The organism is Streptomyces sp. NPDC087422 (genome assembly GCF_044744145.1).
Lineage (GTDB): Bacteria > Actinomycetota > Actinomycetes > Streptomycetales > Streptomycetaceae > Actinacidiphila.
In genome coordinates, this window is the sequence record NZ_JBIUXT010000016.1 from 53,677 (window position 1) to 69,937 (window position 16,261).

At 74.3% G+C, this 16,261-nt stretch carries 11 protein-coding genes; 6 read left to right on the forward strand and 5 right to left on the reverse strand.

Annotation, left to right across the window (positions count from 1 at the left end):
• Nucleotides 1-316: 316 nt before the first annotated feature.
• Entirely contained in the window at nt 317-1,867 is a 1,551-nt protein-coding gene (locus ACIO6U_RS33480) for a peptidoglycan DD-metalloendopeptidase family protein (protein ID WP_401724884.1), read from the reverse strand.
• A 139-nt stretch (nt 1,868-2,006) separates the two neighbouring features.
• Nucleotides 2,007-2,948, reverse strand: coding sequence for an esterase/lipase family protein (locus tag ACIO6U_RS33485; protein ID WP_401724887.1), 942 nt, complete (start codon nt 2,946-2,948; stop codon nt 2,007-2,009).
• A gap of 369 nt (nt 2,949-3,317) precedes the next feature.
• On the opposite strand from ACIO6U_RS33485, the gene ACIO6U_RS33490 reads away from it, so the two are divergent.
• Nucleotides 3,318-3,731 carry a cobalamin B12-binding domain-containing protein gene (locus tag ACIO6U_RS33490; protein ID WP_355336833.1) on the forward strand — a complete coding sequence of 138 codons (414 nt, stop codon included), beginning with the start codon at nt 3,318-3,320 and terminating at the stop codon, nt 3,729-3,731.
• A 104-nt stretch (nt 3,732-3,835) separates the two neighbouring features.
• On the opposite strand, the gene ACIO6U_RS33495 is transcribed toward ACIO6U_RS33490, so the two are convergent.
• Entirely contained in the window at nt 3,836-5,437 is a 1,602-nt protein-coding gene (locus ACIO6U_RS33495) for a DUF5691 domain-containing protein (protein ID WP_401724890.1), read from the reverse strand.
• A 288-nt stretch (nt 5,438-5,725) separates the two neighbouring features.
• Complete coding sequence (locus ACIO6U_RS33500) at nt 5,726-7,129, reverse strand: SWIM zinc finger family protein (RefSeq protein WP_401724893.1); 1,404 nt, start codon at nt 7,127-7,129, stop codon at nt 5,726-5,728.
• 138 nt (nt 7,130-7,267) lie between these two features.
• On the opposite strand from ACIO6U_RS33500, the gene ACIO6U_RS33505 reads away from it, so the two are divergent.
• The 5 genes from ACIO6U_RS33505 (at nt 7,268) to sucD (ending at nt 14,783) form a co-directional block, all read left to right on the forward strand.
• Nucleotides 7,268-8,392: an AAA family ATPase gene (locus ACIO6U_RS33505; RefSeq protein WP_355336836.1), complete on the forward strand. Its 1,125-nt coding sequence runs from the start codon at nt 7,268-7,270 to the stop codon at nt 8,390-8,392.
• Nucleotides 8,389-11,262, forward strand: a complete 2,874-nt coding sequence (locus ACIO6U_RS33510) for a DUF5682 family protein (protein WP_401724896.1) — start codon at nt 8,389-8,391, stop codon at nt 11,260-11,262. The genes ACIO6U_RS33505 and ACIO6U_RS33510 overlap by 4 nt, the downstream gene beginning before the upstream one ends.
• Complete coding sequence (locus tag ACIO6U_RS33515) at nt 11,255-12,403, forward strand: VWA domain-containing protein (RefSeq protein ID WP_355336838.1); 1,149 nt, start codon at nt 11,255-11,257, stop codon at nt 12,401-12,403. Before ACIO6U_RS33510 ends, ACIO6U_RS33515 begins: the two co-directional genes overlap by 8 nt.
• A gap of 301 nt (nt 12,404-12,704) precedes the next feature.
• The gene (sucC, locus tag ACIO6U_RS33520; protein WP_355336839.1) at nt 12,705-13,877 is read left to right on the forward strand and encodes an ADP-forming succinate--CoA ligase subunit beta; all 1,173 of its coding nucleotides are present in this window, start codon (nt 12,705-12,707) and stop codon (nt 13,875-13,877) included.
• A gap of 21 nt (nt 13,878-13,898) precedes the next feature.
• Nucleotides 13,899-14,783, forward strand: coding sequence for a succinate--CoA ligase subunit alpha (sucD, locus tag ACIO6U_RS33525; protein WP_355336840.1), 885 nt, complete (start codon nt 13,899-13,901; stop codon nt 14,781-14,783).
• Between the two features lie 155 nt (nt 14,784-14,938).
• Here sucD and ACIO6U_RS33530 read toward each other — a convergent pair whose 3' ends face one another.
• Nucleotides 14,939-16,195, reverse strand: coding sequence for a hypothetical protein (locus ACIO6U_RS33530; protein WP_401724901.1), 1,257 nt, complete (start codon nt 16,193-16,195; stop codon nt 14,939-14,941).
• Nucleotides 16,196-16,261 lie beyond the last annotated feature (66 nt).

Sequence of the window (16,261 nt, forward strand, 5' to 3'; positions counted from 1 at the left end):
GGTTTTTAGGGGCGCGGCCCCCGTGGGATTCACCTTGCGCGGGGCCTGGTCTTTAGGGGCGCGGGGAACTGCGCGACAAGCCCCCACCGGCGGCTGGTCCGGAGACAACCGGACTGCCCCGCCGGGGCGGGTGGTGACCTGCGGGAGCGCGGCGGTCGGCCGCGCAGTTCCTCCCCCCACCTCCGGCCGGGGGTGCCCCCAGCGCCCCAGACGGGGCACAGCCCACCCGCAGGGTGGACGCACAGGGGCCGCGCCCCTGACGGGGCGCACCGTCATGCGCAGGGTGGACGTCGCGAGTGGGCCCGCCCGCAGGGCGTCAGCGGGGGTCGAGCCCGTGGGCCAGAAGCCAGGGCAGCGGATCGATCGGAGATCCCCCGTGGGGCCGCACCTCGAGGTGCAGGTGCGGACCGGTGGTGTTGCCGGTGTTGCCGGAGTAGGCGATGACGGTGCCCGCCTTGACCGACCCACTGCGAATCTTCGTACTGCTGAGGTGGCAGTACCACGTCTCCGTGCCGTCGGCCGCCGTGACGATCGCCATGTTGCCGTAGGAGCTGTTCCACTGCGTGCGGACGGTGCCGTCCGTGACCGCCATGACCGGCGTCCCCACCGACACGGGGAAGTCGATGCCGGTGTGCAGCGCCATCCAGTTGACGCCGGCCTGGCCGAAGTACGCGCTGAGGCCCTTCTCCGTCACCGGCAGCAGGAACTTCGGCCGCAGCGCCTCCTTGCGGGCCGCCGCGTCCGCCTTGGCCTTCTTCGCCGCCGCCTCGCGGTCCTTGAGGTCGATCCGCTCCTGCGTCCGGCTCGCGCGGTCCGCGAAGTCGTTCGCGTCGGCGCTCACCCCGGCGAGCTGCCGGTCGAACTGCGTCGTCGGCGCGTTCGCGTCCGTCGCCGCGCTCCCGCCGTCGGCCTGCGTCTTCGAGGATTCGGCGACGCCGACCCCCGAGACCGCCGCCGCGCCCACGGCCGCCACGCCCATCACCGCGACGGAGGGGACCGCCACGGTCAGCAGCGCCGACCGCCGGGCGGGCTTTCGTCGTCGGCTGCGCGCCACCGGCTCGCCGTCCGCCGGGAACGCGTCCGCGTAGGCGTGCTCCACGGCGGGCTCGTCGTCGCGGGCCGCCTCGGCCGTCGCCGTCACGGGCTCGACCGCGTCGACCGCCTCGAACTCGGCCGTCATCGCGGCGGGTTCCGCCACCGGCTCCTCGACCCGCGGGTGCGGCTGCGGCTCCTCGTGGACCGGCGCCATCTGCTCGTACACACCGGTGTCGCCGCTGGCGTCGTAGCCGTACCCGTAGCCGTACGTCGGATACGCGCCCGAGTCCCAGTCCTGCTGCGGCTGTTGGGCCGGAGCCTGCGGCTCCTGATACGGCTGCTGGTAGAACGCCGTGCTGTCGTACGTCCCCGTGTCGTAGTACGTCCCCGCGGCCTGCGTCGCGTACGGGTCGTACGCCGCGTAGCCGCCGGTGTCGTACGTCCCGGTGTCGTACGTCCCGGTCCCGGCCGCGTACATGCCGGTGTCGTAGACGCCCGTGTCGTACGTGCCCGTGTCGTACGAGGTGTACGTGCCGGTGTCGTACGCGTCGGCGGGCTGGGACTGCGCCGGTACGTGGGGCTGCTGGACCTGGGTCTGGGCCTGCGGCTGCCCCTGGTCGTAGCTGTAACCGGTGTCGTAGCCGTACCCGTGTGTGTACTGCGGGGGCTGCGGGGCATACGCGTAACTACCGGTCGCGTCGGGCGCGTGGCCGTACAGCGGATCGGCGTCAGCGAAGGTGGTGCCGACGGTCTGGTAGGCGCCCGTGGAATAAGCGTCGTACCCGTAGGCGTCGTAGTCGGGGGCGTACCCCGACGCAGGACGTTCGTTCACCGCCAGCTTCTCTTTCGCCTAGGCAGCAGGAGAATTAGCGGTGACTGTAGCTCCCCGTACGGGGAGCCGACAATCTTCTGCGGTGACCTGGCGTCCGCCTTGCCCGGTGTTCGGTTGATATTCGACCGTTACGTGTCCGTTATGCGGCGTCGATCGCGCCCCTCCAGAGCTCCTTCCCGCTCAGCGCTTGCCGTATCTCGGCGGCCACACCCCGGTGCACGGGCAGTGCCAGGTGGCCGATCCCGCTCACCCGGATGTTCTCCGCCGAAAGATCCGGGTGTTCGAGGCGCGCCGCGGCCACCGGGACCATCAACTGGTCGAGGTCGCTCCAGAACGACACAAAGCGCGTCCCGCACCCCCGCGCGGGCTGCGACAGCTCCTCCAGCAGCGCCGACCCCGGCCGCATCTGCCGCACGATCGGCAGCGGCGTCAGCAGCGGCACCACCCTGGTCCCGGTGTGCGGCGTCCCCAGCGTGACCAGCGTCCGCACCCGCGCGTCACCGCCCAGCCGCTGCACGTAGTACCGCGCGATCAGCCCGCCCAGGCTGTGTCCCACCAGGTCGACCCGGCTGTGCCCGGACTCCGCGCAGATCCGCTCGACGTGCCGCCCCAGCAGCTCGGCCGCTCCGCGTATGTCACAGGTCAACGGTGAGTAGTTCAGCGCGTCGACCCGTGTCCAGCCGTGGTGCAGCAGGGAGCGGCGCAGCAGGGTGAAGACCGACCGGTTGTCCACGAAGCCGTGCAGCATCACCACGGGCGGGTGGGCCCTGCCCTCGGTCGGCAGCCGCAGCGCCCCGCCGGGCGCCTGGCCTATCGCGGGTGTCTTCGGTGAGGGGGCGGCCGTCCGCGCGGGGAGTATCCCCGTCGGGTAGAGCAGTAGGTGGCCCGCCAGGATCGCCAGGTCGAACGCGGTGGCCTTGACCAGCGCCGCGCCGTGCAGCAGCCGGGCCAGCGGGGCCGTCGCCGCCCCGGCGGACGGACGGTCCGCCTGCGGGTCCTCCGCGGCCCGCGGAGGGCCGGTGGCGGCCGTGGTGCCGGCCGGTGTCGTGGCGTCCGGCGAATCGGCTGGTCCGACGGTCATGGCCCACCTCCCGTCACGGCACGCTCCGTGCGGCCCGGTGGCCCGGCGTGCCCTGTCGAGGGCCGGAGCGGAGGCCGTGTCCCCGTGCTCTGCGGCTGCGAGCGCGGGAACACGGCATCCTGGCAGCGGCTCCTCCACAGCGGGCCGGACCGGTGAGCGACGGCTCCGGCGTGTCCCACACCGTGACGAGCCGTTTCCCGGGGTCCCACCCGTGGTGAATGTGTCCCACTGTGTGATTTCCCCCTCCCTGGGTCCCGCGAAACTGTCGGGCGGCGGAGCGGGGCGATAACGTTCGTTCACACTGTGGGACGCTCTCCGCGACCGCAGCCCCGAATTCCCGGCCCGCGAGCCGTACGCATGGAGGCAGTGATGGGAGTGTCCGGTCCGATCCGCGTGGTGGTGGCCAAGCCGGGTCTCGACGGCCACGATCGCGGGGCCAAGGTCATCGCCCGCGCCCTGCGGGACGCCGGTATGGAGGTCATCTACACCGGCCTGCACCAGACGCCCGAGCAGGTCGTCGACACCGCCATCCAGGAGGACGCCGACGCGATCGGCCTGTCGATCCTGTCCGGCGCCCATATGACGCTCTTCGCGAAGGTCCTCGAACTGCTCAAGGAGCGCGACGCCCTGGACATCAAGGTCTTCGGCGGCGGCATCATCCCCGAGGCCGACATCGCGCCCCTCAAGGAACTCGGCGTCGCCGCGATCTTCACCCCCGGCACCCCGACCACGGCCGCCGTGGACTGGGTGCGCGCCAACGTCCACCAGGCCACCGGCGCCTGACCGCCGCCGCCCCGTCCGCCCGAGCCCGCCGGGCCCTCCGGGCCGCGCCAGGCCCCGGAGCGCCCGGGCCGCGGTGCGGGCCGCCCGCCGTACCGTCCGCATGATCACTCACCCCCGTCCCCCGGCGCCCCGGGGGCGGTGGCCTTGCCGCGCAGCTCGGCCAGCATCACCGCGCGCAGCCGCAGCGTGCCCGTCAGCCGCTGGAACGCCTCCGACCAGTACGCGCCCGCGCCCGGCGAACCGTCCGGCGGCTCCTCCGCCGCCGCGCTGAGCACCCCGACCTGGTCGGCCGCCGCCGGGTCGAGACAGCGCTCCGCCAGACCCATCACGCCGCTGAAGCTCCACGGGTAACTGCCCGCGTCCCGCGCGATGTCCAGGGCGTCCACCACGGCCCGGCCCAGCGGCTCCGACCACGGCACCGCGCACACGCCCAGCATCTGGAACGCCTCGGACAGCCCGTGCGTGGCGATGAACTCCGCCACCCACGTGGCCCGTTCGTCCTCCGGCAGGATCGACAGCAGCTTCGCCGGGTCGCCGACCGCCGCCACCGGCGAGGACGGCGCCGGGGGAGGGCCGAGCAGGGCCCGCGCCCAGCCCGTGTCGTGCTGCCGTACCGCCGCCCGGCACCAGGCGGCGTGCAGATCGGCCTGCCAGTCGTCCAGGACCGGGAGGGCGATGATCTGTTCCGGGTCGCGGTCGCCGAACCGCGCGCCCCAGGTCGCCAGCGGCGCCGCGTCCACCAACTGGCCCAGCCACCAGGCCCTTTCACCCCGCCCGCTCGGCGGCTTGGGCGCCACCCCGTCCCGTTCCATCCCCGCGTCGCACTCGTACGGCGCCTCCACCGTGATGCCGTCGGGGCCCAGCGACACACAGCTCCTGGCCCGGTCCGCCATCCGCCCGGCCAGCGCCGACTCGGGCAGCGCGGCCAGCAACTCGGCCGCCGTCGAGCGGACATTGCGGCTGCGGTCGGTCAACGCCTGTTCCAGGAAGGGCTCGTCGGCCCCCGACAGGCCCACCCGCAGCGAGTCCAGGAACATCAGCCGGTCCTCGGCCCGCTCGCCGCTCCAGGTGGACACCAGCAGCGCCAGCGCGCGGGCCGGGTCGGCCAGCCTGATCCGGGTGAGCAGCGCGACCCGCTCCGCGAACAGGCCCTCCTCCCACAGCCGTTCGGCAGCGTCCGGGTCCTCGGGCGCCGCCGCCAGGCCCCGGTGGCCCGAGCGCAGCACGAACTTCCAGTCCGGATTCAGCCCGGCCAGCCACAGCCCGCGCGGTCCCGCCAGCGCCACCGCGTCCGTCCGCAGGTCCGTCCGCGCCCTGGCGGCGTCCAGCAGTGCGGGCAGCAGCGCGGGCGGCGCCCCGTACCCGAGGAGGTTGGCCTCCGCGAGCCACTGCGGCAGCAGCTCGGCCAGATTCGGCGCCGACCCCCGCCGGTTGCCGGAACCGCCGCCGGTGCGGTCCGTCAGCAGCCGGTCCAGCCGCTGCCGGGCGGCCTCGGGCAGCGGCCGTCGTGTGTCGGGCGGCGCCAATTCCGGCCGCTCCCGCGCCACCCCCGGCCGTACACCGGCACGCCGCCGCACCACCCCGGCCGCCGCCGCGTCCAGCAGCCCCGCCGCCGCCTCGTCCGCGTCGCCCGCCACGATCGCGGGCCGCCGCCGCTCGGTGCCCAGCAGCGCGCTGCCGACCAGATCGTCCCAACCGATGCTCATCACATTCCCCCTTCGCACTCCACGACGTCGCCTCGCGGATCTCCTCCGCGTCGTCCGCTTCCCCTGCGCTGATCCCGCTGCTGCCTGCTGCCTGCTGCCTGCTGCCTGATGCCTGATGCCGCTGCTCCGGCCGGGTCCGGCCCGCCGGGTTCCCGCGCGCGGCTGCCCCCTCCGCAGTCGCGCACCGTCCCCCGGGCGGGCCGCCCCGCGCCCCCGTACCCGTCCCCCCGTAAACCGTGCGTTCCACGCCGGGCCCTGCTCTCAGCCCCCCCCGCGCTTCCGGCGCGGTTAGAGCGGCACCGTCTCCCCGCCGTCCGGCCAGACCGCCAGCGCGCGCAGGCCCGTCGGACCCAACTCACCGAAGACGGTGACCGGGTGGCCGCCGGAGACCGAGGCGAGGCGCCACAGGCTGGTGGTGGCCGGGGTGAGCGGGACGGCGTCCTGCCCTTCCCTGTGCGCCAGTTGCCAGCGGTTCGGCCCCGGTATGGGGACGACTCCCGACAGGACGACGGGCCACGCGTCGAGCCAGGGGTCGTCCGCGAGCGCGCTGCCGTAGGACGCGAGCGCCGCGTCGATCCCGGTCCCGACCGGTGCGCCGCCCGTACCGCCGCCGGAGGGGCCGCCGCCCGTACCGCCCCCCGTACCGCCGCCGGAGGGGCCGCCGCCCGCGCCGACCGTGCCGTGCCGGGTGCCGAGCGCGGCCCGCAACGGCAGCGCCGCCGGGTGGTAGGCCAGCTCCGCGTCGAGCACCGCGCCCACCGGCAGGGCCAGTTCGGGCGCGCGGCCGACCGCCCCGAAGGACAGGAGCAGCGCGAAACGGCCGGGCCCCCGGTCGTACAGCCAGATCCGCCGAGTCGTCAGCCGCTCGTCCGCGCTGTCGTACTGCGCGAGGACCTGCCAGTGGCCGCGGACGGTCGGCCCGGCCAGCAACTCCGCCGTGTCGACGGTGAATCCGACTCGCGACCTGACCGTGTCGGCCAGCGGCCCCGGCAGCCCCTGGCGGCCGAGGAAGCCGCGCGCCAGCAGATGCAGCAGCGCCGTCTCCTCCAGCATCCGCGACGGCCAGTCGCCGCCCGCCGCGACCACCGTCCCCAACTCCCGCACCCGCGTGGCCAGTCCCGGCGCCTGCGCGTCGACCATGCGGGCCGCGATCTCGTCCCACTGCTGATAGCCCGCGCGGTCCGCGCCCGCGAGCCCGCCGCGCAGCAGGTCGGTGAGCCGCTGCTCCAGCTCGGCGGCCCCGCCCTCGACGCGGACCGCGCGCCGCTCGGCCCGCCGCCGCGCCGCCGTCGGGTCCGCGGGGCCCGACTCCGCCCGGACCGCGGCCGTCTCGGCCACCGTCTCGGCCTTCTTCCGCCGGGCGTCGATCCACTGCTCGGCCCACTCCGGCACGTCCCCCGCCCCGACCGGCCCCGCCCCGCCCTCGGACCACAGCAGCAGCAGTCCGAGCGCGTGCTTGCACGGGAATTTCCGGCTCGGGCAACTGCACCGGTACGCGGGCCCGTTCACATCCACGACCGTCTGGTACGGCTTGCTGCCGCTGCCCGCGCACAGCCCCCACACCGCGCCGCCGGCCGTCCCCGCACCGGACCACGGCGCGGGTGTGGCGAGCCGCGCGCCCGCCTTGCGTGATGCGGCGTCAGGCGCGAGCGCCAGGACCTGATCCGCTGTCCACCGTGCTTCCGTCTCCATGCCCCCGAAGGTAGAACCCCCCACTGACAATCGCTCTGACCTGCGCGGATCGCGCGCTGTGACCGATTGTCAGTGGTCGGGTGCATCGTGGAGAACAGCTCGGACCACGCGGGTCCGACGGATGAGTGGGGGAGAGCCATGACCGGTACGACGGGTGCCGAGACCGACAGCGGCACCGGCGCCGAGCAGGCCCTGAGGCCGCACGCGGAGGACGCGTTCGCGGACGAGCTCAAGGCGCTCGCCGCGGCGGACGACCGGCCGCGCCCCGCCCGGTGGAATCTCTCGCCCTGGGCCGTGGCCACCTACCTGCTCGGCGGGACACTGCCCGACGGCACGGTCGTCACACCGAAGTACGTGGGCCCGCGGCGGATCGTCGAGGTGGCCGTGACCACGCTCGCCACCGACCGGGCGCTGCTGCTGCTCGGCGTGCCGGGCACCGCGAAGACCTGGGTGTCGGAACACCTCGCCGCCGCGATCAGCGGCGACTCGACACTGCTGGTGCAGGGCACCGCGGGCACCCCCGAGGAGGCCATCCGCTACGGGTGGAACTACGCGCAGCTCCTCACCAACGGCCCCAGCAGGGACGCGCTGGTGCCCAGCCCCGTCATGCGGGCGATGGCCGAGGGCCGGCTCGCGCGCGTCGAGGAGCTGACCCGCATCCCGGCGGACGTCCAGGACTCGCTGATCACGATCCTGTCCGAGAAGACCCTGCCGATACCGGAGTTGGGCGCCGAGACACAGGCCGTACGCGGCTTCAACCTCATCGCGACCGCCAACGACCGCGACCGCGGGGTCAACGACCTCTCCAGCGCGCTGCGCCGCCGCTTCAACACGGTCGTGCTGCCGCTGCCCGCCTCCGCCGAGGACGAGATCGACATCGTCTCCCGCCGGGTCGACCAGCTCGGCCGCGGCCTCGACCTCCCGGCCGCCCCGGAGGGCGCCACCGAGATCCGCCGGGTCGTCACCGTCTTCCGCGAACTGCGCGGCGGCGTCACCGAGGACGGCCGCACCAAGCTCAAGTCCCCCTCGGGCACGCTCTCCACGGCCGAGGCGATCTCCGTGGTCACCAACGGCCTCGCGCTCGCGGCCCACTTCGGGGACGGCGTGCTGCGGGCCGGTGACGTCGCCGCGGGCATCCTCGGCGCGGTCGTCCGCGACCCGGCCGCCGACCGGCTGATCTGGCACGAGTATCTGGAGACGGTCGTCCGCGAGCGGGACGGCTGGAAGGACTTCTACCGCGCCTGCCGTGAGGTGTCGGCATGACGGTCATGGACGCCGCCATCGGCGGCACGACGACGGGTGACCGCGCGGCGGGCGGCACGCGGACGGCTGACAGTACGGCGGCGCCCGGTCGCGCGGAGGACGGTGCGACGGCGGCCGGAAGCGGGCCGGAGGACCGCACGGCGGAAGGACTCCGGGCCGGGGCGGTGCCCGCCGCCGTCGTCCGCGGCGGTGCGGGCGGCCACTACGGCGACGACCTCGTACTGCTCGGGGTCCGGCACCACGGGCCCGGGTCCGCGCGGGCGGTGCGGGCCGCGCTCGACGCGTACCGGCCGCAGGCCGTGCTCATCGAGGGGCCGCCGGAGGCCGACGCGCTGCTCGCGCTGGCCGCCGACCCCGCGATGCGCCCGCCCGTCGCGCTGCTGGCGCACGTGGTGGACGACCCGGCGCGGGCCGGGTTCTGGCCCTTCGCCGAATTCTCGCCCGAGTGGGTGGCGATCCGGTGGGCCGCGCAGGCGGGCGCCGACGTCCGCTTCATCGACCTCCCGGCCGCGCACACCCTCGCGCTGCGCGCCGCCGCGGAGGAAGAGGAGGCCGCGTCCGGCGGCCCGGACCCGGAAGGGCCGGTACGGGGGCCGGTGCGAGAAGGAGAGGAAGGGCAGCAGCCCGCCGAGGAGGAGGCGGCCGGAGGGGATAGGGACGACGGCGGGGCGGCGGCTGCCGCGCGGATCGACCCGCTGGCCGTCCTCGCCAGGGCAGCCGGGTACGACGACCCGGAGCGCTGGTGGGAGGACGCGGTCGAGCACCGCGGCGGCACGGCGGACGGCGACGGCGACCCGCTCGTCCCCTTCGCGGCGCTCGCCGAGGCCATGGCGGCGATCCGCGAGACCTACGGCGACGGCGGCCACGCCCAGGACCCGCTGCGCGAGGCCCACATGCGGCTGCGGGTCCGCGAGGCGCGCAAGGCGTACGAGCGGACGGCGGTGGTCTGCGGCGCCTGGCACGTGCCCGCCCTCACCGAGCGGACGACGGCCACCGCCGACCGGCAGCTCCTCAAGGGCCTGCCCAAGGCGAAGGTCGAGACGACCTGGGTGCCGTGGACCCACCGGCGGCTGGCCAGGGCCAGCGGATACGGCGCGGGCATCGACTCGCCGGGCTGGTACCGGCACCTGTTCACCGCGCGGGACCGCCCGGTGACCCGCTGGATGACGAAGGTGGCGGGGCTGCTCAGGGAGGAGGACCTGCCGGTCTCCTCGGCCCACGTCATCGAGGCGGTACGGCTGGCCGACACGCTCGCCGCGATGCGGGGCCGCCCGCTGGCCGGTCTCGGCGAGACCACCGACGCGGTCCGCGCGGTGATGTGCGACGGCTCCGACGTGCCGCTCGCCCTGATCCAGGACCGGCTGGTCGTCGGCGACGTGCTCGGTGAAGTCCCGCCGGACGCGCCCGCGGTGCCGCTCGCCCGTGACCTCGCCCGCGAGCAGCGCAGGCTCCGGCTCAAGCCCGAGGCGCTGGAGAAGGAGCTGGAGCTGGACCTGCGCAAGGAGATGGACGCGGGCCGCAGCCGCCTGCTGCACCGGCTGACGATGCTCGGCATCGGCTGGGGCGAACCGGCCGCCGCCCGGCACGGCAAGGGCACCTTCCGTGAGACGTGGCGGCTGCGCTGGGAGCCGGAGCTGGCGGTACGGATCGCCGAGGCCGGGATCTGGGGCACCACCGTGGGGTCGGCCGCCACGGCCAAGGCCGAGGACGCCGCCGTGCACAGCGACGCGCTGGCCGCCGTCACCTCGGTCGCCGAACAGTGCCTGCTCGCCGGGCTGTCCGACGCGCTCCCCGTCGTCATGCGCGTCCTCGCCGACCGCGCCGCGCTCGACGCCGACGTCTCCCACCTCGCCGCCGCGCTGCCCGCGCTGGTCCGTGCCGTCCGGTACGGCGACGTCCGCGGCACCGACTCCGCCGCCCTCGGCGAGGTCGCGGAGGGCCTGGCCTCCCGTATCTGCGTCGGCTTCCCCCCGGCCTGCGTCGGCCTCGACGCCGACGGCGCGGCGGCGCTGCGCACCCACATGGACGAGGTCCACCGCGCGATCGGCCTCCTCCCCTCCCCGGCCCCGCACCCTGCGGTCGGCCCAGGACCGGCGGTTGGCCCAGCGCAGACGGACGCACCCGCACCCGCCTCCGAGCCCGCCTCCGGCACCGCACCCGCACCCGCACCCGCCTCCGGCACCGCACCCGCACCCGCCTCCGGCAGCGCACCCGCCTCCGGCCCCGCACCCGCCTCCGGCACCGCACCCGCCTCCGGGCGCGCGCTGGTCTCCGGGGCCAGCCCGCAGGGGCGGCGGGATGCTTCTGGGGGGGACCTTCGGGAGCGGTGGGCGGGGACGCTGCGGGGGTTGGCCGAGCGGGACGGGGCGATACCCGGGCTGCTGCGGGGGGCCGCGACGCGGCTGCTCATGGACGACGGGCGGATCGAGGCGGAGGACGCGGCGCGGCTGATGGGGCTGGCGCTGTCGCCGGGGACGGGGCCCGCGGAGGGGGCCGCGTGGATCGAGGGGTTCCTGTCCGGCGGCGGGATGCTGCTGGTGCACGACGAGCGGCTGCTGGCGCTGGTCGACGGCTGGCTGGCGGCCGTACCGGCGACGGCGTTCAACGACGTGCTGCCTCTGCTGCGGCGGACCTTCGCGGACTTCGAGACCGGAGTGCGGCGCAGCGTGGGGGAGTTGGTGCGGCGCGGCCCCTCGGCGGCGCGCCGCCCGGCCACCGCGTCGGACCCGGGCCTGCCCGGCTTCGGCACCGGCCTCGACGCGGCCCGCGCCGACGCCGTCCTGCACACCGTCCGGCTGCTGCTGGGCACGACCACCACGACCGATCTCGCCGCCAGGCTGACCAACGAGGGGGACCAGGCAGATGACTGACACCGATGAGCGGCTGCGCCGCTGGCGGCTCGTGCTCGGCGGCGGGGGCGCCGACGGCACCGGGTGCGAACTGACCGGCAGGGACGCGGCGATGGACCGTACTCTCGGCGCGCTGTACGGCGGCACGGGCAGCGCCTCGGGGCGCGGGGCCGACCGTTCGGCGGGCCTCGGCGGCTCCGCGCCGCAAGTGGCCCGCTGGCTCGGCGACATCCGTACGTACTTCCCCAGCTCCGTCGTCCAGGTGATGCAGCGGGACGCGATCGACCGGCTCGGGCTGTCGGCGCTGCTGCTGGAGCCGGAGATGCTGGAGGCCGTGGAGGCCGACGTGCACCTGGTCGGCACGCTGCTGTCGCTGAACAAGGCGATGCCCGACACCACCAAGGAGACGGCGCGGATGGTGGTCCGCAAGGTCGTGGACGACCTGGAGAAGCGGCTCGCCACCCGGACCCGCGCCACCCTCACCGGCGCGCTCGACCGCTCGGCGCGGGTCAGCCGCCCCCGGCACCGGGACATCGACTGGAACCGCACGATCCGCGCCAACCTCAAGAACTACCTGCCCGAGCACGGCACCGTCGTGCCCGAGCGGCTGATCGGTTACGGCCGCGCCGACCAGGCGGTGAAGAAGGACGTCGTCCTCTGCATCGACCAGTCGGGTTCGATGGCCGCCTCCGTCGTCTACGCGTCCGTCTTCGGCGCCGTCCTGGCCTCGATGCGCTCGATCGCCACCAAGCTCGTCGTCTTCGACACCGCCGTGGTCGACCTCACCGACGAGCTGGACGACCCGGTGGACGTGCTGTTCGGCACCCAGCTCGGCGGCGGCACCGACATCAACCGGGCGCTCGCGTACTGCCAGGGCCTGATCACCCGTCCGGCCGAAACCGTCGTCGTACTGATCAGCGATCTCTACGAGGGCGGTATCCGCGACGAGATGCTGAAGCGGGTGGCGGCCATGAAGGCGGCCGGCGTCCAGTTCGTGGCGCTGCTCGCGCTGTCCGACGAGGGCGCGCCCGCCTACGACCACGACCACGCCGCCGCGCTCGCCGCCCTCGGCGCTCCCGCGTTCGCCTGCACCCCCGACCTCTTTCCCGATGTGATGGCAGCGGCGATCGAGAAACGCCCGATTCCGATACCGGAGGCGTGAACGACGATCGGGAACGGACTCGGACGGTGATCTGTGACCGTTCTCACCGCCCACATGTGATCTGCGATTTAGCCCGTCACCGCCCTCGGCGATAACCTGCGAGACGGACATGCCGCGTACTCGGTCACCGTGTGCGCTTCCCTTGTGACAGTGCAGTCGCCCTGCCCGTAGCGGCACGCCCAGGCAGATCAGGCAGAAACGCACGCAGCGCCGCACACATCAGGCGGCAGCAGCTTGCGAAATGCTGAATTCCAGGGAAACCAGGAACCCTGGAAACCAGGGAAAAGGGAGACGGACGCGCGTGGACCTGTTCGAGTACCAGGCGAGGGACCTCTTCGCCAAGCACGGTGTACCGGTGCTGGCCGGTGAAGTCATCGACACGCCTGAGGCGGCGCGCGAGGTGGCGGAGCGACTGGGCGGCCGTGCGGTCGTCAAGGCTCAGGTCAAGGTGGGCGGCCGCGGCAAGGCCGGTGGCGTGAAGCTGGCCGCCGACCCGGCCGACGCGGTGGCCAAGGCCGACGCGATCCTGGGCATGGACATCAAGGGCCACACGGTCCACAAGGTGATGCTCGCCGAGACCGCGGACATCAAGGAGGAGTACTACGTCTCCTTCCTGCTGGACCGCACCAACCGCACCTTCCTCGCCATGGCCTCCGTCGAGGGCGGTGTCGAGATCGAGGTCGTCGCCGAGGAGAACCCGGACGCGCTGGCCAAGGTCCCGGTCGACGCCCTGGAGGGTGTGACCCCGGAGAAGGCCGCCGAGATCGTCGCCGCCGCGAAGTTCCCGGCCGACATCGCCGACCAGGTCGCCTCCGTCCTCCAGCAGCTCTGGACCGTCTTCGTCAAGGAAGACGCCCTGCTGGTCGAGGTCAACCCGCTGGTCAAGACCGGCGAGGGCAAGATCGTCGCGCTTGACGGCAAGGTCTCGCTCGACGAGAACGCCGCGTTCCGGCAGCCGGAGCACGAGGCGCTCGAGGACAAGGCCGCCGCCAACCCTCTGGAGGCGAAGGCCAAGGCCAAGGGCCTCAACTACGTGAAGCTGGAAGGCGAGGTCGGCATCATCGGCAACGGCGCGGGGCTCGTCATGAGCACCCTCGACGTCGTCGCCTACGCCGGTGAGGCGCACGGCGGCGTGAAGCCCGCCAACTTCCTGGACATCGGCGGCGGCGCGTCCGCCGAGGTGATGGCCAACGGCCTGGAGATCATCCTCGGCGACCCGGACGTCAAGTCCGTCTTCGTCAACGTCTTCGGCGGCATCACCGCCTGCGACGAGGTCGCCAACGGCATCGTGCAGGCCCTGGAGCTGCTCAAGTCCAAGGGTGAGAACGTCACGAAGCCGCTGGTCGTACGCCTGGACGGCAACAACGCGGAGCTGGGTCGCAAGATCCTGTCCGACGCGAACCACCCGCTGGTACAGCGCGTGGACACCATGGACGGAGCGGCCGACAAGGCCGCCGAGCTGGCTGCGAAGTAAGGGACGAGGACACCGACAACCATGGCTATCTTCCTGACCAAGGACAGCAAGGTCATCGTCCAGGGCATGACCGGCGCCACCGGCATGAAGCACACCACGCTCATGCTCGCCGACGGCACGAACATCGTCGGCGGCGTCAACCCGCGCAAGGCGGGCACCACCGTCTCCTTCGACCAGGGCGAGGTCCCGGTCTTCGGCTCCGTCAAGGAGGCCATCGAGGCCACCGGCGCGGACGTGACGGTCATCTTCGTCCCGGAGAAGTTCACCAAGGACGCCGTGGTCGAGGCCATCGAGGCCGAGATCCCGCTCGCCGTGGTGATCACCGAGGGCGTCGCGGTGCACGACTCCGCCGCGTTCTGGGCGCTCGCCCAGGCCAAGGGCAACAAGACCCGGATCATCGGCCCGAACTGCCCCGGCCTGATCACCCCCGGCCAGTCCAACGCGGGCATCATTCCGGGCGACATCACCAAGCCCGGCCGCATCGGCCTGGTCTCCAAGTCCGGCACCCTGACGTACCAGATGATGTACGAGCTGCGCGACATCGGCTTCTCGTCCGCCGTCGGCATCGGCGGTGACCCGATCATCGGCACCACGCACATCGACGCGCTCGCCGCGTTCGAGGCCGACCCCGACACCGACCTGATCGTCATGATCGGCGAGATCGGCGGCGACGCCGAGGAGCGGGCCGCGGCCTTCATCGAGAAGAACGTGACGAAGCCGGTCGTCGGCTACGTCGCCGGTTTCACCGCGCCCGAGGGCAAGACGATGGGCCACGCGGGCGCCATCGTCTCCGGCTCCTCCGGCACGGCGCAGGCCAAGAAGGAGGCCCTGGAGGCCGCGGGCGTCAAGGTCGGCAAGACGCCGTCCGAGACGGCGCGCCTCGCGCGGTCGATCCTGGCCGGCTGACCTGCGGTCGGTTCGGCACGCAACCCGGCGCGGGTCCGGTTCCCTTCCTCGGAAGGGGCCGGACCCGCGCCGTTTCCGCGTCGCGCGGACGGAGCTCGGCCCAGCGGCGGTTCGCCACTGCCGTCCCCGCCGGGACCGCGCCTACGGCCGAGTCCTCAGGGCAGCGGCGGTTTGCCGGTGTCCGGGCGGAGTCGCGCCCCGTGCCCGTCCCGTAGGCCGGGGCGGGGGTTGCGGTGTGCGGCCGGGGGGACGCGCGGCGGGACGGGCGGGGGTACGTCGGTGCGTGCGTCCGCTGCCGCGCGCGCCGGGTCGTCGGAGGGGGCGTGGCCCGGGGCGCCGGGGGTGTCGGCGCGGTTCTGGCCCGCCTCGCGGGCGTGCCGGGGCGGCACCGGCTTGCTGTGGTCGGGCGCGACCGCCATGGTCACGACGGTGGCCGTCACGATCAGGGCGGTCAGGGCGAAGGCCGCGACCGTACGCCGCCGTACACCGCGCTCGCTCGCGTCCCGTACGGCGGCCGGTTTCCGGGTACGCGCGGGCGCGGCGTCGTCCTGCTCGTCGGCGAGCAGCGCGCCGAGTTCCACGGACAGGGGCTGGCCGTCCTCGGAGAGTTCCGGCAGCGCCGTGGTCAGGGCGGCCCGCGCGTGGGTGATGCGTGCCGCGGTGATGGGCGTACTGGACTCGGTCTCGGCGGCGGTGCCGGGCAGATCGAGGCCGAGGCCGTCGTAGAGGAGCAGGGCGCGGCGGTGCTCGGGTGGCAGCCGCAGCAGGGCCGCCGCCAAGGGGGCGGGGGCGGCCGGGGCGGCGGGTTCGCGGCGGTGGGCCGGGACCCAGCGCTGCCAGGGCGCGAGGGCGAACGCGTAGGCGTTCGCGCGCAGCCAGCCGACCGGATCGGCGTCCCGCGCCACCTCCGGCCACCGCTGCCACGCCTGGTCGAAGGCGCGGGCCACGGCGTCGTCGGCGAGCCGCGGACTGCCGGTCAGGACCAGGACCTGACGCACGAGCGGGTCCGCGCAGTGCGCGTACAGCGCGTCGAAGGCGGCCTCGGGGCTCGGGCCGGGCAGCACCGTCGGGGCCTGTGCCACGACGGGCGCGGCGACGACCGCCACGCGGCCCAGACCGACCGGCTCACGGGTGGGCGCGGGAGAGCGCGGGTGCCTCTTGCGCGCCGGAGCCGTGGGCGGAGGGGTCTTCGCCGCGGGGCTCTTGGACGGCGGGCTCTTCGCGGCCGGCCCCTCGGGCGCCGGTCTCTTGGGCGCGGGACCCGCGGGGCTCTGGGACGGAGCCGGGTCCGCGGCAGGTGCGGGCGCGCCGGACGACGGCGGTTTCTGCCGCTGCCGCGACGTCGGCTTCTGCTTGGCCGGTACGGGCTTGGGCGGTGACTGTGTCCCGCCGGTGCGCCTGCGGGCGCTCACCGCGGCGACCCCGAGCCGTCACGCCGTACCCGTGCTCGTACGGATACCCGTACATGTGACAGTGTG

Coding starts and splice junctions, on each gene's coding strand:
- ACIO6U_RS33505 (WP_355336836.1), top strand. CDS start 7,268: ATGACCGGTACGACGGGTGCCGAGACCGACAGCGGCACCGGCGCCGAG.
- ACIO6U_RS33510 (WP_401724896.1), top strand. CDS start 8,389: ATGACGGTCATGGACGCCGCCATCGGCGGCACGACGACGGGTGACCGC.
- ACIO6U_RS33490 (WP_355336833.1), top strand. CDS start 3,318: ATGGGAGTGTCCGGTCCGATCCGCGTGGTGGTGGCCAAGCCGGGTCTC.
- sucD (WP_355336840.1), top strand. CDS start 13,899: ATGGCTATCTTCCTGACCAAGGACAGCAAGGTCATCGTCCAGGGCATG.
- ACIO6U_RS33485 (WP_401724887.1), bottom strand. CDS start 2,948: ATGACCGTCGGACCAGCCGATTCGCCGGACGCCACGACACCGGCCGGC.
- ACIO6U_RS33495 (WP_401724890.1), bottom strand. CDS start 5,437: ATGAGCATCGGTTGGGACGATCTGGTCGGCAGCGCGCTGCTGGGCACC.
- ACIO6U_RS33515 (WP_355336838.1), top strand. CDS start 11,255: ATGACTGACACCGATGAGCGGCTGCGCCGCTGGCGGCTCGTGCTCGGC.
- ACIO6U_RS33500 (WP_401724893.1), bottom strand. CDS start 7,129: ATGGAGACGGAAGCACGGTGGACAGCGGATCAGGTCCTGGCGCTCGCG.